This is a genomic window from Geothrix oryzae (assembly GCF_030295385.1).
Lineage (GTDB): Bacteria > Acidobacteriota > Holophagae > Holophagales > Holophagaceae > Geothrix > Geothrix oryzae.
On record NZ_AP027079.1, the window covers coordinates 442,050 to 460,888 of the forward strand.

The window sequence follows — 18,839 nt, forward strand, 5'->3', positions numbered from 1 at the left end:
CCCTTATCCTAGACCGATGCTCCTTGGCCGCTTCGCCCCCTCGCCCACCGGCGTCCTCCACCTGGGGAACCTGCGCACGGCGCTGGCCTCCTGGCTCTCGGCGCGTGCGACGGGGGGGCGGTGGCTCCTCCGCATGGAGGATGTGGACGGTCCCCGCTGCCGCCGCGATCTGGGCGAGGCGCAGCTGAGGGACCTGGCGGCCCTGGGCCTGACTTCCGATGAACCCGTGGCCTGGCAATCGGATCGCAGCGCCGTTTACCGCGAGGCCCTGGAGAGGCTGCACGGGGCCGGGAGCCTGTATCCCTGCGCCTGCACGCGGAAGGACCTGCAGTTGCTGGCCTCGGCGCCGCACTCGGAGGATGGCCTGCGCCCCTATCCGGGCCGCTGCCGGGGCCGGAGCTGGGAGGGGTTCGACCGCGCCCTGAGGGTGCGGCTGCCCGAAGGGCCCGTGGCCTGGGAGGATCGGCTGACCGGGCCCCAGGTGGACGACCCCGCGGCCCTCACGGGCGACCCACTGCTGTTCCGGAGGGACGGCTGCTTCGCCTACCACCTGGCGGTGGTGGTGGATGATGGTGCCCAGGGGGTGACCGAGGTCGTGCGAGGGGCCGACCTGAGATCGGTGACGGCCACCCAGATCCGGCTGCAGGAGGCCCTGGGCCTTCCTCGTCCGGCCTACGCCCACCTCGGCTTGGTGATGGCCCCGGACGGGAGCCGTCTGGGCAAGCGGGCCGGAGCGCTGGGCGTCGGGGCGCTTGGGGCGCGGGGGATCTCCCCCGAGGAGATGCTGGGCTGGCTCGGCTGGAGCCTGGGCTGCCTGGACCAGCCCGAGGCCTGTCGCGCCGAGGATCTCGTCCAGGGCTTCGACTGGGCCCGCGTGCCGGCGGGCGAGATCCGGGTGCCCGGAGCCTGGACCTGACCTACCGGGCTGCCTCCATCCGCTTCAGCTCGGTCCAGAGCCAGTCCCGGGCGAGTACCGTGCGACCGTCCTTGAGCCTCATCTCATAGGGCTTCCCGCTCACGGAGCTCCCGCTGGCGCAGTACCGGATGAACTCCGGGGCCGTCTTCACCCGGCTGCCGGCGTTTCTCCACTTCAGGCGCAGGTGCTCGGCCGCGGCCTTTGGGGTGTGCTCGGTCCCGTTGCGGATGAAGACCGCGCCCTCCAGGTTCGCCACGGCCTGGATCAGGGCCTCGATCGTCTGGGTCTCGATGGCAGGGGGGGCAGTGGGGGCGGGCGCCACCACGAGGGCGGGGAGGAGGAGCATGCCCCCAGCATCCCAGGGAAGCCGATAAACACGAAGGACCCGGCTCTGCGGGTCCTTTGTCCAACACGGTTGGTTTGTTAAGCCAGGTTGTTCACCTTCTCGGCATCCCCTGCGGGAATGCGCGAGACCGGCAAAACAAAAGGACCCGGCTCTGCGGGTCCTTTGTCCAACATGGTTGGTTTGTTAAGCCAGGTTGTTCACCTTGGCGGCCAGGCGGGACTTGGTCCGGTCGGCGGCGTTCTTGTGCATGACGCCCTTGCGGCAGGCCTTGTCCACCAGACCCTGGGTCAGGGGCAGCTGCTTGGCCGCTTCGGTCTTGTTGCCCTCGGCCACGACGGCCAGGAACTTCTTGACGGCGGTCTTCAGCGTGGAACGGTTGCTGCGGTTGCGGAGGCGGGCCTCGGCATCGCGGCGGGCCTTCTTGGCGGCGGACTTGTGATTGGCCATGGGTCGGATCTCCAGCTTCCGGGGCAGTCCCCCTCGCAGGGGCTTGGGGAAGCGCGAAAGACCATCCTATCGCAAACGGCCCTTAGGTCAAGGGCAAAAGGCCGGCCCCAGGGGGACATTGCCCCTTCCGAAGTGGCCCTCCCCACGGCATCCTAATCGGAGGCGAATGGCCTCCCGGGAAGGATGGGGTCATGTCGCAGCAGAAACTGGAGTCCGTCGTGGATCTGGCGGCGAAGGCGAAAGCCTTGCGGCGGGATGTGCTGCTGCAGGTCTACCGGGCCCAGAGCGGCCATCCGGGCGGGAGCCTGAGCTGGATCGACATCGGCGTCGCGCTTTACTACCACGAGATGACCGTGTTTCCAGGGGATCCGGCCAACCCGGCCCGGGACCGCTTCGTGCTCTCCAAGGGCCACGCCTGCCCCGCCCAGTACGCCATCCTCGCCGACCAGGGCTTCTTCCCCAAGGCCTGGCTGGAGACCTTCCGGCAGTACCCCACGAAGCTCCAGGGCCACGCCGAGAACCACTACACCCCGGGTGTGGAGGTCACCACCGGCAGCCTGGGCCAGGGCCTCCCCCAGGCCGTGGGCATCGCCATCGGCCTGAAGGTCCAGAAGTCCGACCGGCGCGTCTACTGCGTGGTGGGGGATGGCGAGAGCCAGGAGGGCGTGATCTGGGAGGCGGCCATGTCGGCGCCCCACCACAAGCTGGACAACCTGTGCGTCTTCCACGACCTCAACGGCCTGCAGATCGACGGTGATGTGAAGAAGGTCATGAACATCAACCCGGTGCCCGACAAGTGGCGCGCGTTCGGGTGGGCCGTGAAGGAGATCGACGGGCACGATTTCACGCAGATCCTGGAGGCTCTGGCCTGGGCGCGCACGGTGAAGGGTCAGCCAGCGATGATCTGCGCCCGCACCGTGAAGGGTAAGGGCGTGAGCTTCATGGAGAACCAGGCCGGCTGGCACGGCGTGGCCCCCAAGCAGGACGACTACGAGAAGGCCCTGGCCGAACTCGCCGACTGACCCCCGATCTCTGAAGACTGAAGACCGAAAACAAGAGGACTGACCAGGATGGACGCTTTGCGACGCACTTTTGAACAGCAGCTGGGGGCGGCCCTGCCCGGCGTGGACATCACGCTGGAACGGCCGAAGTCCGGCGAGCTGGGCGACCTGGCCTTTCCCTGCTTCCGCGCCGCCAAGCAGCTGGGGAAGAACCCCGTGCAGCTGTCGCAGGAACTGGCTGCCTCCATCGCCATCGAGGGCGCCTCACTGGTGGCCGCGGGCCCGTACCTCAACCTCAAGCTGGCCCCCGGCGTGCGCGCTCAGACGGTGCTGGGCGCCATCCTCACCCCTCCCGCGAACCGGCCTTTTGGTTCGCGGCCCCCCCACGGCAAGAAGGTGATCGTCGAGTACAGCTCGCCGAACATCGCCAAACTCTTCACCATCGGCCATCTGCGCTCCACCATGATCGGCCATGCCCTCGCCCAGACCCATCAGTTCCTGGGCTACGAGGTGATCCGCCTCAACCACCTGGGCGACTGGGGCACGCAGTTCGGCACGCTGCTGGCTGCCTACACCCGCTGGGCCCAGGAGGGGAACGCCGCGCTGGAAGCGGACTTCGACTGGGCCGAGCCGGCCCCGGAGAGGCGCCGCACGCCCCTGTTCCGGCTCTTCCAGCTGTATGTCCGCTTCCATGCGGAGGAAGAGAACGACCCGGCCATGCGCGACGAGGCGCGGGCCTGGTTCAAGCGCCTGGAGGCCGGGGATGCCGAAGCCCGACGGCTGTGGAGCTGGTTCCGCGAGATATCCCTAAAGGAGTTCCAGCGCATCTACGACCGGCTGGGCGTGCGCTTCGACACCCTGGAGCAGGGCGAGGCCTTCTACGAGGACCAGCTCGAGCCCACGATGAAGCGCCTCATGGAGGCTGGCCTGCTGGTGGAGGGCGACAAGGGGGCTCGCATCATCAACCTGGAGGATGTGGGCATCACCACGCCCTGCCTGGTCCAGAAGGGGGACGGCACGAGCATCTACGCCACCCGCGACCTGGCCGCCGCCCTCTACCGCAAGGAGGCCTACGGTTTCGACCGCTGCCTCTATGTGGTGGGCACGGATCAGGTGCTCCACTTCCAGCAGATCTTCGCCGTGCTCGACAAGCTGGATCCCTGGTTCAAGGGCCGGATGCTCCACACGCCCTTCGGCATGATCAAGCTGCCCGAGGGCAAGATGAGCACCCGCAAGGGCAATGTCATCTTCCTGGAAGATGTGCTCGACGAGGCCCGCGAGCGCGTGGCCGCGATCATCGAGGAGAAGAACCCCGACCTGAAGGACAAGGCGGAGGTGTCCGAGATGCTCGGTATGGGCGCCGTGGTGTTCTTCGATGCCATGAACGACCGCGTGAAGCCCATCACCTTCACCTGGGACCGCGTCATCGCGCTGGACGGCGACACCGGGCCTTATGTGCAGTACGCCCATGCCCGCATCCTCAGCGTCCTGCGCAAGGCCGGCGGCGATTGGGCGATGAAGGCACAGGTCCACTCGGCGCATGGCCCCTTCCTTTCCTACCCGGACGCGCAGCTTCCCAGCCCGCTCAGCGGCCTGGATGCACCCGAAGCCCAATCCCTGCTCTTCGAGCTGGCGGGCCTGCCGGGGGCCGTGGCCGCAGTGGCGGACGGCTGCATGGCCACGCCGCTCGCGCGTCAGCTGGTGGCCGTGGCGCGCTCCTTCAGCGGCTTCTATACCAATTGCCCCATCCTGGCCCCGGAAAACGCCCCCGAGGTCCGCGAGGCCCGGCTCGCCCTGTGCGTCGCCACCGCCCGCGCCCTCCGCCAGGGGCTCTTCCTCATGGGCATCCAGGCCCCCGACGAGATGTAGGAGATTCCATGACCAAGTATGTGTTCGTAACGGGCGGCGTGCTGAGCTCTCTGGGCAAGGGGATCGCCGCGGCCAGTCTGGGGGCGCTGCTGGAGGCCCGAGGGCTGAAGGTCACGCTCATGAAGATGGACCCCTACCTCAATGTGGACCCGGGCACCATGTCGCCCTTCCAGCACGGCGAGGTCTTCGTCACGGACGACGGCGCCGAGACCGACCTGGACCTGGGCCACTACGAGCGGTTCACCTCGGTGCCCACCACGCAGAACCACACCATCACCACGGGCCGCATCTACAACACGGTGATCCAGAAGGAACGCCGCGGCGACTACCTGGGCAAGACCGTGCAGGTGATCCCCCACATCACGGACGAGATCAAGGCCGTGATGAAGAAGGTCGCCAAGGACATGGATGTGGTGATCGTGGAGATCGGCGGCACCGTGGGCGACATCGAGAGCCAGCCCTTCCTCGAGGCCATCCGCCAGTTCAAGCTCGAGGCCGGCCTGGATTCCCAGATGAAGGCCAACGCCATCAACATGCACCTCACCTTCGTGCCCTACATCAAGGCGGCGGGCGAGCTGAAGTCGAAGCCCACCCAGCACAGCGTGAAGGAGCTGCGGGCCCTGGGCATCCAGCCCGATGTCCTGCTCTGCCGCGCCGAACAGGACATTCCCCGCGACCTGAAGGACAAGATCGCCCTGTTCTGCTCCGTCACGCCGGACGCGGTGTTCAGCTGCCGGGACGCCCACTCCATCTACGAAGTGCCGCTGAACCTGCACCTCGAAGGGCTGGACGCCAAGGCCGCGGCCCTCCTCGGGCTCGGGGAGAAGGAACCCGATCTGAGCGCCTGGCAGAGCCTGCTCCGCCGCATCCGCAATCCCAAGGGCAGCGTGCGCATCGGCGTGGTGGGCAAGTATGTGGAGTTCAAGGAGAGCTACAAGAGCCTCATCGAGGCCCTGCATCATGCCGGCTACGGCCTTGAGACCCATGTGGACCTCAAGTGGATCGAGGCGGAGGAACTGGAGAACCAGGATCCGGCGACCTTCCTCCAGGACTGCCAGGGCATCCTGGTGCCCGGCGGCTTCGGCGTCCGCGGCACGCGCGGCATGATCAAGTCGATCCAGTACGCCCGCGAGCACCGCATCCCCTTCTTCGGCATCTGCCTGGGGATGCAGATGGCTTCCGTGGAGTTCGCCCGGAATGTGGCGGGCCTGGATGGCGCCGACTCCACCGAGTTCGACGATGCGCCGAAGCACAAGATCATCTTCAAGCTCCGGGAGCTGGTGGATGTGGAGGAACTGGGCGGCACCATGCGCCTGGGCGCCTATCCCTGCCGCCTTGCGCCGGAGAGCCAGGCCGCCACGGCCTACGGGGCCACGGAGATCAGCGAGCGCCATCGCCACCGCTACGAGTTCAACCACGAGTACAAGAAGGCCCTGGAGGACAAGGGCCTGGTGTTCACGGGCATGAGTCCCGACGGCGTCTTCGTGGAGATCGTGGAGCTGAAGGACCACCCCTACTTCCTGGCCTGCCAGTTCCACCCGGAGTTCAAGAGCCGCCCCCTGAATCCGCATCCCCTGTTCACGGCCTTCGTCAAAGCCAGCGCCCAGGCCCGCGGCTGATCAGTCCATCAAGCCAAAAAACGGCGGGCCGGATGGCCCGCCGTTTTTCTGAAGACTGAAGACTGGCCCTACTTCCGGCCTCCCTTGGCCGCCCACTCTTCGAGCATGGCGGTGGTGACGGATTTGGGGCGCTCCAGGGGGTAGCCCAGGGCGCGGTCCCAGGTGATGTTGGCCAGCACGCCCAGGGCGCGGCCCACGCCGAAGAGCACGGTATAGAAATCGTATTCCTTCAGGCCGTAGTACCACTGGATCACGCCGCTCTGCGCATCGACATTGGGCCAGGGGTTCTTGGTCTTGCCCTGCTCGGTGAGCACGCCGGGAGCCACCTTGTAGATGGTGTTGACGAGCTTGAAGAGGGGGTCATTGGGCAGGTGCTTGAGGCAGAACTCCATCTGCGCGGTGTAGCGGGGATCGGTTCGGCGCAGCACGGCGTGGCCGTAGCCGGGAATGACATGGCCGGAGTTCAGCGTGTCCCAGAGGGCCTGCTTCACATTCTCCTCGGTGGGCTCGGCGCCGTTGAGCTTCTTCTGGAAGCCCATGATCCAGTCCAGCACTTCCTGGTTGGCCAGGCCGTGCAGGGGGCCCGCCAGACCGTTCAGGCCGGCGCTGAAGCTGTAGAAGGCGTCGGACAGCGCGGAGGCCACCAGGTGGGTGGCGTGGGCGCTAACATTGCCGCTCTCATGGTCGCTGTGGAGGATGAAGTACATGCGGGCCACATCGTCGTAGGGCTTGGCGATGCCCATCATGTGGGCGAAGTTGGCGCCCATGTCCAGGCCCGGCTTCGGCGCGATGATGTCGCCGTTCTTGTACTTCAGGCGGTAGATGAAGGCCGCGATCTCGGGCAGGCGGGCGACGAGGTTGCTGGCGTCCTCGTACATCGTGTCCCAGTAGTCGTTCTTCTTCGTCTCGTGGTACTTCGAGGCGAAGATGCTGTCCTTCTGCATGGCCAGCACGGCCGTGGACAGCATGGCCATCGGGTGGCTGTCCTTGGGCATGGCCCGGAGGACTTCAAAGACATAGGGGGGCACCTTGGCGCGGGACTGGAAGTCGGCGAGGACTTCGTCGGTCTCGGCTTGGGTGGGGATGTCGCCCGTGAGGAGGAAGAACCAGAAGGCTTCCACCGTGGGGTATTCGCCGCCAGCAGCCTTGGGCAGGGCGGCGAAGGTCTCGGGGATGTTCTTGCCGCGGAACCGGATGCCCTCCTGGGGATCCAGATACGAGATGTCGGTCACCAGCGAGTGGATGTCGCGGGCGCCGCCGATGGTCTGGCTGATCGTGACCTGGTCGATGACCACATCGGCGAATTCCTTGGTGAGCTTCTGGATGCGGGGACGGTGTTCCTGGATCTTCTCCAGGAGGAGGGATTTCAGGCGTGTCATGGCTGGCTCCAGAGAAGAGGGGCGTTGAGGGATGGGACTATGAAGGAGCGGGGTTGGATCATCATACGGGCATCGTCTACCGATGGGTCGTCATTATTTGATGACCATCGTGGAATTAATCGAGCTGGAAAGACCCGCGCATGATGCGAGATGCTGAAAGAGAGTATGGACGGGAACAATGGGAGGTGCCGTGACCTGCGTCAATCTATGGGTGTTGGGAGTTGCAATGATGGCCGGCGGGCTCATGGCCCAGGAGACTCCCCGCCCCAACCGCGTGGCCTGGTTTGAGGGTTTTCCCGAGCCGCTGCCTGAAGGTACCAGCGAGCTGGCCCTGGAGGCCACCAGCCAGATGCTGCGCCCGGATCTGGAACGCAGCGCCGATGGCCGCAGCTTCGCGCGCCTGGACGGCGAGGAATGGCAACTGACCGGGGACTGGGCGATGAAGGCCGGTTCCTCGCGGGTCAATGTCCGGGCCCGCCTGGCCTCGCGCTCCGCGGGCATCGCCGACCAGGCCATGTGGAACTGGCACCAGATGTTCAACATGCCCCAGGGCGGCCGGGAGGATGCGCCGAAGAACCGGCTCGTCTACCACCTGGAGCGCGATGGCCGCGTGATCGGGGACCTCACGCGCCCGGGGCTGACGCTCATGGACTTGGATGTGGCCTGGATCCGGCCCTTCGGCACCGCCGATGCCGGCGGGCGGTTCGGCGCATCGGTGCAGCTGCCCACGGGCAAGCAGTCCGATTTCTCCGGTACCGGCGGCACCGATGGCCTGGTGGGCGCGGCCCTGTGGCGGCGCTACGGCCGCTGGCGGCTCTTCGGCCAGGCCGAGCGGGTGGTCCTGGGCCTGCCGAAGGACAGCCCCCTGCGGGCGGTGATGGACAAGACCTCGTTCAGCCGGGCCTGGGCGAGCCTGGGCTGGCAGGGCGAGGGGGCGGGCCTGATCTCCGGCATCGGCATCGAGGTCAGCCTGGGCTACGCCGGAAGCCCCTACCGCACCGGTCTGGCGCGCCTCGACCGCGCCGGCTGGCAGCAGCACTGGACCTTCCGCCACACGCGGCTTCCCCAGTGGCGCTTCGGGTTCAGCGAAGAGGCAGGCACCTTCACGGCCCCGGATGTGACGGGCTTCGTGGCCTATCGCTTCGGGCATTCCTGAGCCTCCGCTAAACTAGAAAGTTCCGTGCCGGAGTCCCCATGCAGCCCAACCAGTATCGCGATGTGCGCCTTGAGAAGCTCGAGAAGCTGAAGGGCCTGGGCCTCGAGGCCTGGCCGCGGAAGGCGAAGCGCACCCACGGCATCGCCCAGCTGGCCGCGGCCTACGCCGATGCGGAAGCCTGGCCCAACGAGAAGCTGGAGGGGCTGGAATTCACGGTGTCCGTCATGGGCCGGGTGCTGGCCATCCGCGAAATGGGGAAGAGTGTGTTCGCCCACCTCACGGAGAACGGGGAGAAGATCCAGGGCTTCTTCCGGATGAACGACCTGTCCGAGACCAGCTGGGAGGTCATCAAGCTCCTGGACATGGGCGACTTCATCAGCGTCACCGGTCCCCTCATGCGCACGAAGACCGGCGAGCTGAGCGTGCGGGTGAAGGAGATCCAGTTCCTCTCCAAGGCCCTGCTGCCCCTGCCCGAGAAGTGGCACGGCCTGCAGGACAAGGAACAGCGCTACCGCCAGCGGTACCTGGATCTCATCTCGAACGGCGAAGTGCTGAAGACCTTCCAGACCCGGTCGCGGATCGTGAGCGCCGTGCGGCGGTTCATGGAAGAGCAGGGCTACCTCGAGGTCGAGACCCCCATGATGCAGCCCATTCCGGGCGGCGCCACGGCCCGGCCCTTCATCACGCACCACAACGCCCTGGACATGGACCTCTACCTGCGCATCGCGCCGGAGCTGTACCTCAAGCGCCTCATCGTGGGCGGCTTCGAGAAGGTCTTCGAGATCAACCGCAGCTTCCGCAACGAGGGCATCAGCGTCCGGCACAATCCTGAATTCACCATGATGGAGATGTACGAAGCGGGCAGCGACCTGCGGGACATGATGGCCCTGACGGAGAACCTGTTCCTGACCGTGACCCGCGAGGTCATGGGCTCCCAGCAGCTGCCCTGGGGCGAGGAGATGATCTCCTACGCCGCCCCCTTCCGGCGCCTCACCATGAAGGACGCCATCGCCCAGTACGGGGCCATCGACCGGCACCTGCTGGAGGACGGCGACAGCGTGCGCGCCCTGGCCAGGGCCGTGCACATCGAAGAGGCGGAGACGAAGACCGTGGGTACCCTGCTGGGCGACCTCTTCGAGCATCACGCCGAGAAGCAGCTCATCCAGCCCACCTTCATCACCGACTACCCCATCGAGCTGTCGCCCCTCACCAAGACCCTGGAAGGCGACGACCGCTTCGTGGATCGCTTCGAGCTGTTCATCGGTGGCATGGAGCTGGCAAACGCCTACTCCGAGCTGAACGACCCCATCGATCAGATGGGCCGCTTCCAGGCCCAGATGGACGAGCGGGAGGCGGGCAACGACGAGGCCATGCTGCTGGATCAGGACTTCGTCACCAGCCTGGAGCACGGTCTTCCCCCCACCGGCGGCGAAGGCATCGGCATCGACCGCCTGGTCATGCTCCTCACCAACAGCGCCAGCATCCGGGATGTCATCCTCTTCCCGCTCATGCGTCCCACCAAGCCCGCCGAGTCCGAAGAGAAAGAATGAAGATCCACCACACGTGGTGAATCCATTGATCGCTGGAGGCTCGTTGAGTCGATGTGACTGAATCTGGCTTGACGCGCTGCCATACTTGCCATTCGCAAATGGAGGCCCCCATGCCCGTCCCGATGCTCGAGCTCGCGCCGCAGAATGCCGCCGTGAAGGCCAAGGTGCTGGAAGGGCTGTCGGGCCTCATCGACCGCTCGTCGTTCATCCTCGGCGAGAATGTGAAGGGCCTCGAGGCCGAGATCTCCGCCTACGCCGGCGCCGCCCACGCCGTGGCCATGTCCAGCGGCACGGACGCCCTGCTGGCCGCCCTCATGGGCCTTGGCATCGGCCACGGCGACGAGGTGATCGTCCCCAGCTTCACCTTCTTCGCGTCGGCGGGCGTGGTCTCGCGCCTGGGGGCGAAGCCCGTCTTCATCGACTTGGAACCCGCCACCTTCAACGCCACGGGCCCCCTGGTGGAGGCGGCCATCACGCCCCGTACGAAGGCGATCATGCCCGTGCACCTCTTCGGTCAGCTGGCGGACATGCCCGGCATCATGGCCGTGGCGAAGAAGCACGGCATCCCGGTTATCGAGGATGCCTGCCAGAGCCTCGGTGCCAAAGGCTGGGGCAAGTCCGCGGGCCAGTTCGGCGACATGACCGCCTACAGCTTCTACCCCACCAAGAACCTCGGAGCCTTTGGCGATGCCGGCATGACCGCCATCCGCGACGACGCGGCGCTCGCGGCGCGCGTCCGCCGCATCCGCGTGCATGGCATGGAGCCCGTCTACATGCACCACGAGGTGGGCATGAACGGGCGCATGGACGAGTTCCAGGCCCTGGTGCTGCGGGCCAAGCTGCCCATGCTCGACGGCTGGCACGAGGGCCGCCGGAAGCACGCCGCCTGGTATCTGGAGCGCATGAAGGCACTGACCGCCGATGAGGCGGTGCTGCCCCTCGAGGTGGTTCCGGACGGCCGCCACATCTACAACCAGTTCACCATCCGCGTGAAGGGCGGCAGGCGCGATGCCCTGCAGGCCCACCTGAAGGAACGGGGCATCGGCAGCGCCATCTACTACCCCATCTGCCTCCACGAGCAGCCCTGCTTTCAGGATCTCGGCTACAAGGCCGGCCAGCTGCCGGAATCCGAGCGCGCCGCCAAGGAAGTGCTCAGCCTGCCCGTCTATCCCGAAATGACCGGGACCATGCGCGAGGAGGTCGCCACGGCCATCCTCGGGTTCTTCGGGAAGAAGTAGGCCAGACCGGCCCAGGCTTCTCCGCTCGCCTCCCCACCCCAGACCTGACTCCGGCTCAGACCTGCTGGGAGGCCTCGGCCGCGTCCACCCAGGCGCACAGGGCCTCCTGGGCGGCCTCGTCCATGCCCAGGAACTGGATGCCGATGCCCACCATCTCCAGGGGATCGGCGCCCGGCCGCCCCCCCAGCACATAGGACACCGTGGCCAGGATGGGGGCCTTGGGCAGCTCGGGGTGGAGCAGCGTCAGGCCCTCCAGCACGGCCCCGCGGTCGAACAGGCGGGCATCCCGTGCCCCCACCAGGGCGAAGCAGCCGCCGGTGCTCAGGTTGGTGATGCGCACATCGTGGTAGGCATGACCCTTCAGGGAGAACGAGATGCCAAATTCCGGCCCGATGATGATGCGTCGGGTATCGCGGCGATCGGCCTGGCTGCTCATCCGGCCTCCGTGGGATCGGAAATCCCTGCTTGGGTATCGGTTGCTCCCAGGATAGACTGGATTTTCTGTTTGGCCTGAACCCACCGGGGGACAGGGCGGATTCCCGAGGATCCGGCCCTGACGGCGCAGGACGCCGTCTCACCCACGAGGGGACAACGCGAGCACTGGGCGCTGGCCGCACTCAAACCTACCTACCTCTGGAGTTCCCATGGAAATCCTCCTCATCGAGAATGTGACCCACCTCGGTGTCCGCGGCGATGTCGTCAATGTGAAGGACGGCTACGCCCGCAACTTCCTTCTGCCCCGCAAGATGGCCCTCCCCGTCACCGCGGGCAACAAGCGCCAGATCGAGCTGGAGAAGGTCCGCGCCGAGAAGCTGCGCGCCAAGGAACTGGCCGACGCCAAGAGCCTGGCCGAGAAGATCGAGGCCGTGAGCCTGGCCGTGACCAAGAAGGCCGGCGAGAACGGCCATCTCTTCGGTTCCGTCACCAATGCCGATGTGGCCGAGCTCTTCAAGGGCAAGGGCTTCACGCTGGATCGCCGCGACATCACCGTGCCCCACATCAAGGATGCCGGCACCTACACCGTGGAAGTCCGCCTCTACAGCGGCGTCCACGCCAAGGTCAGCCTCGAAGTCTCCGCGGCCGCCGCGGAGTAACTGCCTTCCAAGTCTTCACCTCAAGGCCGGTCCCGCCGCGGGCGCCGGTCCTGCCGGGGTTCCGCATGGCCGGCGACCCCCTCCACCCCATCCCCAAGGAGTCCATCCATGGCGAAGTCCACCGCCAAGCCCGACACCCTCGGCATCGCCGAGCTCGCCGCCACCCTCGCCGAGGCCCAGGATCTGTCCAAGGCCCGTGCCAAGTCCATCCTGGATGGCGTCCGCGATCACATCGTCGAGACCCTCCTGACCGGCAACCGCGTCAACCTCTTCGGCCTCGGCACCTTCGAAGTGCGCGCGACCAAGGAGAAGATGGGCCGCAACCCCAAGACCGGTGAGAGCATCCAGATCCCCGCTGGCCGCAAAGTCGTCTTCAAGACGGCCAAGGGCCTCAAGGACCAGATGTAAGGGATGTCAGAGCACGACCAGAAGGCCGCCGCAAGGCGGCCTTCGTCGTTAAGAAGAGACGACTTTGCGGCCGTGCAAAGTCGTTTTCACCATCCGACCGAAGTGCAACGAAGGGAGGATAGGGCCGCATCGGCGCAGCCGATGGTGGGGGCGAAGCCCCGAGGACCGGAGGTCCGAGCCAGGACGGCCAAGGGCCTCAAGGACCAGATGTAATTTAAGTCAGAGAACGACCGAGAAGGCCGCCGAATGGCGGCCTTCTATTTTTGGGAACAGCCCTGTTTTACGCCACCAACCTAGGAGCCGAACTCCGCCGGACTCAACGACTGCAGGTAACGGGTGAGGAGCTTCTGCTTCTCATGGTTGGCCCGCACCTTCTTCTGGTAGATGGAGAAGCGGTCCTCGGTGGGGCGGATGCCGGGGAAGAGGGCCACCAGGTCGCCCCGTTCCAGCTCCTCCAGGACGCTGTAGCGGGGCACCAGCAGGGCGCCCATGCCCTCCACGGCGGCGTGGATCATGGCCCGGATGTGGTTCACGGCGATGAAGCGGTCCAGCTGCGGCTGGTCCCGGTCAGGCATGGCCATGAGGAACCGGTTCCACCAGGCCCCGGCCTTGTCCAGGGACAGGACCGGGCTGCGGGAGAGGTCCGCCGGGACGCGCAGGCGATGGGCCTTCCGGAATGCCGGCGCACACGCCACCACATAGGTCTCGCGGAAGAGCGGCACCTTCTTCAGGGCGGGGAAGGGATGCTCCTGGCAGTCGATGACGAGGTCGAGGTCGTCCCGCAGCAGGGGCGAGAGCAGATCCTGGCTCAGCGTGAAGTCGATCTCCAGGTCCGGGTTGGCCGCCAGGAAGGGCTGCATGTGCTTCATGAGGATGCTGCTCCCGAATTCGACGGTGGCTCCCAGGCGCAGCCGGCCCTTGGCCTGGGTCTGGTGGCGCTTCAGGTCCTCGGCGGCGGCATCCAGGGTGGCGAAGGCCCGCTCGCAGGCCTGGTAGAGGCGCCGCCCCTCCTCCGTGAGACCCAGGCTGCGGCCCCGGCGATCCAGCAGGGCGACGCCGGTGAGATCCTCCAGCTTGGTCATGGCATGGCTGACGGCGGACGGCGTCCGCCTCAGGCGCGAGGCGCAGGCCGTGAAGCTGCCCGCCTGGGCCAGGGTGTAGAAGGTGCGGAGCTGGGGGAGGTCGAGCAGGGCGTCCATGCATGAATGATATTCATGCATGGTGTGAATAGAATGAATTTTATAATTGATACAAAAAACGATACAAATGGAACAGGGAGGTGGGTCATGCAAGAAACCCTCAAATCATTGGGCATGTCGGAGTCGAACCTGGGTGGGTTCTCGGGTGCCTGGGTGGGCAGCGGCAAGGCCCAGTCGGTTTGCTCGCCCATCGACGGCCAGGTGCTGGCCACGGTCGCGAATGTGACCCCCCAGGAGTTTGAAGCCACCCTGGCCCGGTGCCACGCCGCCTTCGCCAGCTGGAAGCTGGTGCCCGCCCCCAAGCGGGGCGAGGTGGTGAAGGCCCTCGGCGACGAGCTGCGTCGGAACAAGGCGGCCCTGGCCGAGCTGGTCACCCTGGAGATGGGCAAGACCCTGCGCGAGGGCCTGGGCGAGGTGCAGGAGATGATCGACATCTGCGACTTCGCGGTGGGCCTCTCCCGCCAGCTCTACGGGCTCACCATGCCCAGCGAGCGGAAGCAGCACCGGCTCCAGGAACAGTGGCACCCCCTGGGCGTGGTGGGCGTCATCACGGCCTTCAACTTCCCCGTGGCGGTGTGGAGCTGGAATACGGCCCTGGCCCTGGTCTGCGGCGACACGGTGCTCTGGAAGCCCTCTTCCAAGACGCCGCTGACGGCCATCGCCTGCACGAAGATCGTCGAGAAGGTCCTTCGCGACTTCGGCTACGATCCGGCCATCTGCAGCCTGGCCATCGGCAAGGGCAGCGAGATCGGCGACCTCATCAACACCGATCCGCGCGTGGCGCTGGTGTCCTACACCGGCTCGGTGCCCGGCGGCCGCCATGTGGGCCGGCTGGTGCAGGAGCGCTTCGGCAAGCACATCCTCGAGCTGGGCGGCAACGGCGCGGTCATCGTGAGCGAGAAGGGCGACCTGGGCATCGCACTGAGCTCCATCTATTTCGGCGCCATCGGCACCTCCGGCCAGCGCTGCACCTCCACCCGCCGGGTCATCGTCCACGAGTCCATCTACGGGACCTTCCGGGACCGCCTGCTGGAGCTCTACCGCAAGACTCCCATCGGCGATCCGAGGAAGGACGAGACCCTCATGGGCCCCCTGGTCGATGCGGCGGCCGTGGACACCATGCGGACCGCCCTCGAGACGGTGAAGGCCCAGGGCGGGAAGATCCTCATCGGCGGCGAGAAGCTCCCCAACCCCGGCGGGTGCTACATCACCCCCTGCATCGCCGAAGTCCCCGGGAACCTGCCCATCGTGCAGGAGGAGACCTTCGCCCCGGTGCTCTACCTCATGCCCTACCGGACCATCGAGGAGGCCATCGCCCTCCAGAACGGCGTGCCCCAGGGGCTCTCCAGCGCCATCATCACCAACGACCAGCGCGAGAGCGAGCTGTTCCTCTCGGCGGCCGGCAGCGACTGCGGCCTGGCCAATGTGAACACGGGCACCAGCGGCGCGGAGATCGGCGGGGCCTTCGGTGGCGAGAAGGAGACCGGCGGCGGCCGCGAGAGCGGGTCCGACGCCTGGAAGACCTACATGCGCCGCCAGACCAGCGCCATCAACTTCAGCGGCCGCGTGGAACTGGCCCAGGGCATCACCCTGGAGCTTTGATAGTATTCAGGCCGCAAGAAGAAGGCCGCCTTCGGGCGGCCTTCTTCGCGTTCAGCCTCCGCTGATGAGGTGGATGACCTTCACCGCAGCCCCGTCGGGGACGAGGGTGGTGTCGTAATCCTTCTTCGGCACCAGGACCTCGTTCACATGGATGACGAGCATGGGAAAGCGGTAGTTCCGGGCCCGGAGGATGTCCCGGACCGTCATGCCCTCGTGCCAGCCCAGCGGCTCTTCATTGACCAGGATCATGCGGTGGCTTTCTTCGGCTTTGCCTGTGGCTGAAAAGATCAGCCGCATCCGCGGCCGATCTTTTCAGGAGAGATGCTGCTTGACCACATCCACGACCTCGGGGAAGGCATCGAGGCCCAGTTCCTTCAGCCGCTCCAGGGTGGGCACGCCGTCCAGGGTCCAGCCGCGGCGGGTATAGACGCTGTCCATGAGCTTGGAGAAGCGACCCGTGCGCCACTCGCGGTGAAGGGCCATCTTCTCCTCGGTGGTCTTGCCGGCGGGGTCGAGGCCCATTTCGGTGACGATCTGCTGGTCGTAGCGCTCGGCGCGGGATTCGTACTCTTCCTTCGTCACCGGGCCCAGGGACCGGTAGGGCGCCGCATCGTGCAGGCGGAGCCCCTTGCCCATGCGGATGTTGAACACGCGCTGGAAGTTGTAGACCTTCGCGGACTGCAGGATCAGGTCTTCCTTGGTGATCTTGATGCCCGTGGTGGCGCTGAAGAGGTCCACATAGTTCTGAACATGCTCGGGCACCTTGTGGGGCTCGGGCTGGGAGGCGTTGTCGGCGGGGACCACGTCGTTCCAGGGCAGCTTGCAGAAGCCGTTGAGGCCGAACCAGGTGCGGAACAGGGGGAAGTAGTAGAGCGCCTCGGCCTTGTCCTCGAAGGTGGGCAGCTGCTTGTTCACCATGTCCATGAAGATCAGCCAGGCCTCGTCGTGCTGGGGGCCCTTGTTGGTGAGCGCGTAGCCGCCCTGCTGGGCGAGGGATTCCTTCGACATGTACTGGGAGTACTCGAGGCCCTTGTTCTCCATGCCGATGTCGTTGATGAGCTGCGGATCGCCCCAGCCGTTCTTGATGAAGTGCTCCTTCATCTTCTTCACGCCCAGGCCGGCGATCTTGCCGAAGCCTTCACCGCGGGCCATCTGGTGCATCATCTCCAGGTCGGCCTCGGCGTTGCCCCAGGTCATCTCCAGGCCGCCGGTGCGCTCCTTGTTCAGGATGCCGCGCTGGTAGCACTCCATCACGAAAGCGGTGAGCGTGCCGTAGGTGATGGTGCAGATGCCGTAGGTGTCGCAGTAGAAGTTCAGCTCGAGCAGGTAGTCCGGATCGAAGACGCCGCAGTTGGAACCCAGGCCCGCCGCGTTCTCGTACTCGGGGCCGTCCACGGTGACCATGTGACCCTTGTAGGGGCCGGTCCTGAGCACCAGGCCGTCGGCGCCCTTGGCGCAGGCCATGGAACAGCCGTACCAGCAGCCGTCCACGGTGTGCTGGGTGCAGCGCTGCTGCCAGTAGCTGGAGTCGATCTTGTGGACATCCGGATGGGAGCCGAACTGGAAGTTGTGGACGGGCAGCAGGTCGTAGGCGTCCATGATCTCGACGATGTGGGCCGTGCCGTTGCGGCGCATCATGCACTGCGTGCCGTCGTTCTCGCGGATCTCCTTGTGGTACTTGATGCCGGTCTTGGCGATGGTCTCGGGGTCCGCCGGATGGTTGAGGTCGCCCGCGACCTTGGGGCCGCGCACCACGAGGGCGCGGATGCGCTTGTCCCGGAACACGGTGCCGATGCCGCCGCGCCCCGCCTGCTTGAAGCGGACGCACTTGCGGCGGCGGTCATAGAAGGAGAAGTTCAGCATGCCGATGAGGCTGTGCTCGGCGGCCGCGCCCGTGGAGACCACGGAGATGTTCGGCAGATCCTTCTCGTTCTCGGCGTACATGTGCGTCAGCACTTCCGCGAGGACATGGCTGTCCACGGGATCGGTCGGAGCCTCCTCGATGCGGATGATGCCCTTCACGCCGTCGATGAACAGGATGATGTCCTTGTCGGACTTGCCCTGGAGTTCGAGGGCGTCGAAGCCCGAGAACTTCAACAGGGGGCCGTAGAAACCGCCCACATTGGAGTCGATGGGGATGTCGGTCTGGGGGGAGAGGCTCACCACCAGGGACTTGCCGGTGCCCGCGTACTGGGTGATGCCCGCCACGGGGCCGGGGCTGATGACGATCTCGTTCTCGGGGTCATTCCAGCGGGTCGTGGGCTTGACCGCGTTCCAGAGGTGGTAGAGCCCGAAACCGCGGCCGCCGATGAAAACATCCTTCATCTGCTGGGTGACGGGCTTCTCGGTGATCTCGTGGGTGCCCACATTCACATAGAGCGTACGGTTGGTGTAGCCCTTGTCCGGCAGGCTGGGCGCGTAGGTGATCTCCTTCAGCACCTTGTGCGCGGCCTTGATGGCTTCGAGGCCCTCGAGGTATTCCGTGCGCTGGGTGTAGTCGATGTCCATCACTTTGCTGGGGTCGAAAACGAGCTGGCTCATGGGTCGCTCCTAAGGCTCAGATGATCCGAACGGCCGGCTCGGGGACTTCCACGATGGAGAGGGCGCCGTGGGGGCAGACCTTCACGCAGATGCCGCACGAGGTGCACTTGTGGGGCACGATCCAATCGGGATTCCGCATGAAGGCCTCCTTCTCGCAGAAGCCGATGCACATGTAGCAGCCCACGCAGAGCTGCTTGTCGATCATCACCACGCCCAGCTTGTTGCGCTTCAGGGCCTCGGTGGGGCAGACCACCACGCAGTCGCCGCACTGGTCACAGAGGACGGCCTTGCCGCCGCCCTCCTCGTAGGCCTTGATCTGGAGGGCCGCCTGGGCGGGGTCATCCACCTTGAAGACCTTGATGGCGCACTCCATCTCACACTCGTGATTGCAGTTGCGCCCCGCATCACACTTCTGGAAGTCGATCACCAGCTGTTTCATGGCTCGGGAGCCTCCGACATTCGGATCCATTGACT

General features: G+C 66.1%; 18 protein-coding genes. 10 read left to right on the forward strand and 8 right to left on the reverse strand.

Translation table 11 applies throughout. From position 1 onward, the window contains the following. Window positions 1-16 precede the first annotated feature (16 nt). Complete coding sequence (gene gluQRS / locus QUD34_RS01945) at window positions 17-916, forward strand: tRNA glutamyl-Q(34) synthetase GluQRS (RefSeq protein ID WP_286354905.1); 900 nt, start codon at window positions 17-19, stop codon at window positions 914-916. Window position 917: 1 nt separating this feature from the next. On the opposite strand, the gene QUD34_RS01950 is transcribed toward gluQRS, so the two are convergent. Next, window positions 918-1,262: a DUF5329 family protein gene (locus tag QUD34_RS01950; RefSeq protein WP_286354906.1), complete on the reverse strand. Its 345-nt coding sequence runs from the start codon at window positions 1,260-1,262 to the stop codon at window positions 918-920. Window positions 1,263-1,445: 183 nt separating this feature from the next. Then, entirely contained in the window at window positions 1,446-1,709 is a 264-nt protein-coding gene (gene rpsT, locus QUD34_RS01955) for a 30S ribosomal protein S20 (RefSeq protein WP_286354907.1), read from the reverse strand. Window positions 1,710-1,915: 206 nt separating this feature from the next. On the opposite strand from rpsT, the gene QUD34_RS01960 reads away from it, so the two are divergent. Genes QUD34_RS01960 through pyrG form a run of 3 tightly spaced genes read left to right on the forward strand, consistent with a single transcriptional unit; the run spans window position 1,916 to window position 6,198 of the window. Beyond that, entirely contained in the window at window positions 1,916-2,731 is an 816-nt protein-coding gene (locus QUD34_RS01960) for a transketolase (protein ID WP_375380009.1), read from the forward strand. 57 nt (window positions 2,732-2,788) lie between these two features. Next, window positions 2,789-4,579, forward strand: coding sequence for an arginine--tRNA ligase (argS, locus tag QUD34_RS01965; protein WP_286354909.1), 1,791 nt, complete (start codon window positions 2,789-2,791; stop codon window positions 4,577-4,579). Window positions 4,580-4,587: 8 nt separating this feature from the next. Beyond that, complete coding sequence (gene pyrG / locus QUD34_RS01970) at window positions 4,588-6,198, forward strand: CTP synthase (protein WP_286354910.1); 1,611 nt, start codon at window positions 4,588-4,590, stop codon at window positions 6,196-6,198. A 68-nt stretch (window positions 6,199-6,266) separates the two neighbouring features. Here the strand turns inward: pyrG and QUD34_RS01975 are convergent, their stop codons facing one another. Further along, a complete protein-coding gene (locus QUD34_RS01975; RefSeq protein ID WP_286354911.1) occupies window positions 6,267-7,577 on the reverse strand; it encodes a citrate (Si)-synthase in 1,311 nt (436 codons plus the stop codon). A 229-nt stretch (window positions 7,578-7,806) separates the two neighbouring features. On the opposite strand from QUD34_RS01975, the gene QUD34_RS01980 reads away from it, so the two are divergent. The 3 genes from QUD34_RS01980 to QUD34_RS01990 all read left to right on the forward strand — a co-directional run bounded on the left by QUD34_RS01980 (window position 7,807) and on the right by QUD34_RS01990 (window position 11,521). After that, window positions 7,807-8,733: a DUF3187 family protein gene (locus QUD34_RS01980; RefSeq protein ID WP_286354912.1), complete on the forward strand. Its 927-nt coding sequence runs from the start codon at window positions 7,807-7,809 to the stop codon at window positions 8,731-8,733. A 38-nt stretch (window positions 8,734-8,771) separates the two neighbouring features. Next, a complete protein-coding gene (lysS, locus tag QUD34_RS01985) occupies window positions 8,772-10,283 on the forward strand; it encodes a lysine--tRNA ligase (protein ID WP_286354913.1) in 1,512 nt (503 codons plus the stop codon). Between the two features lie 110 nt (window positions 10,284-10,393). Then, a complete protein-coding gene (locus tag QUD34_RS01990) occupies window positions 10,394-11,521 on the forward strand; it encodes a DegT/DnrJ/EryC1/StrS family aminotransferase (RefSeq protein WP_286354914.1) in 1,128 nt (375 codons plus the stop codon). Window positions 11,522-11,576: 55 nt separating this feature from the next. Here the strand turns inward: QUD34_RS01990 and QUD34_RS01995 are convergent, their stop codons facing one another. After that, window positions 11,577-11,957: a PilZ domain-containing protein gene (locus QUD34_RS01995; RefSeq protein WP_286354915.1), complete on the reverse strand. Its 381-nt coding sequence runs from the start codon at window positions 11,955-11,957 to the stop codon at window positions 11,577-11,579. 208 nt (window positions 11,958-12,165) lie between these two features. On the opposite strand from QUD34_RS01995, the gene rplI reads away from it, so the two are divergent. Beyond that, window positions 12,166-12,615, forward strand: a complete 450-nt coding sequence (gene rplI / locus QUD34_RS02000; protein ID WP_286354916.1) for a 50S ribosomal protein L9 — start codon at window positions 12,166-12,168, stop codon at window positions 12,613-12,615. A 108-nt stretch (window positions 12,616-12,723) separates the two neighbouring features. Continuing rightward, the gene (locus tag QUD34_RS02005; RefSeq protein WP_286354917.1) at window positions 12,724-13,023 is read left to right on the forward strand and encodes an HU family DNA-binding protein; all 300 of its coding nucleotides are present in this window, start codon (window positions 12,724-12,726) and stop codon (window positions 13,021-13,023) included. A gap of 293 nt (window positions 13,024-13,316) precedes the next feature. Here QUD34_RS02005 and QUD34_RS02010 read toward each other — a convergent pair whose 3' ends face one another. After that, window positions 13,317-14,222, reverse strand: a complete 906-nt coding sequence (locus tag QUD34_RS02010; RefSeq protein ID WP_286354918.1) for a LysR family transcriptional regulator — start codon at window positions 14,220-14,222, stop codon at window positions 13,317-13,319. Window positions 14,223-14,309: 87 nt separating this feature from the next. Here QUD34_RS02010 and amaB point away from each other — a divergent pair, with 87 nt between their 5' ends. Beyond that, a complete protein-coding gene (gene amaB, locus QUD34_RS02015; protein WP_286354919.1) occupies window positions 14,310-15,824 on the forward strand; it encodes an L-piperidine-6-carboxylate dehydrogenase in 1,515 nt (504 codons plus the stop codon). Window positions 15,825-15,875: 51 nt separating this feature from the next. Here the strand turns inward: amaB and thiS are convergent, their stop codons facing one another. From thiS to QUD34_RS02030, 3 genes are all read right to left on the reverse strand, one after another. Beyond that, window positions 15,876-16,073 carry a sulfur carrier protein ThiS gene (gene thiS / locus QUD34_RS02020; RefSeq protein WP_286354920.1) on the reverse strand — a complete coding sequence of 66 codons (198 nt, stop codon included), beginning with the start codon at window positions 16,071-16,073 and terminating at the stop codon, window positions 15,876-15,878. 63 nt (window positions 16,074-16,136) lie between these two features. Then, the gene (locus tag QUD34_RS02025) at window positions 16,137-18,365 is read right to left on the reverse strand and encodes an aldehyde ferredoxin oxidoreductase family protein (protein WP_286354921.1); all 2,229 of its coding nucleotides are present in this window, start codon (window positions 18,363-18,365) and stop codon (window positions 16,137-16,139) included. Between the two features lie 16 nt (window positions 18,366-18,381). Continuing rightward, window positions 18,382-18,804 (reverse strand): 4Fe-4S binding protein, encoded by a 423-nt coding sequence (locus QUD34_RS02030; RefSeq protein ID WP_286354922.1) that lies wholly within the window; start codon window positions 18,802-18,804, stop codon window positions 18,382-18,384. Window positions 18,805-18,839: the final 35 nt, after the last annotated feature.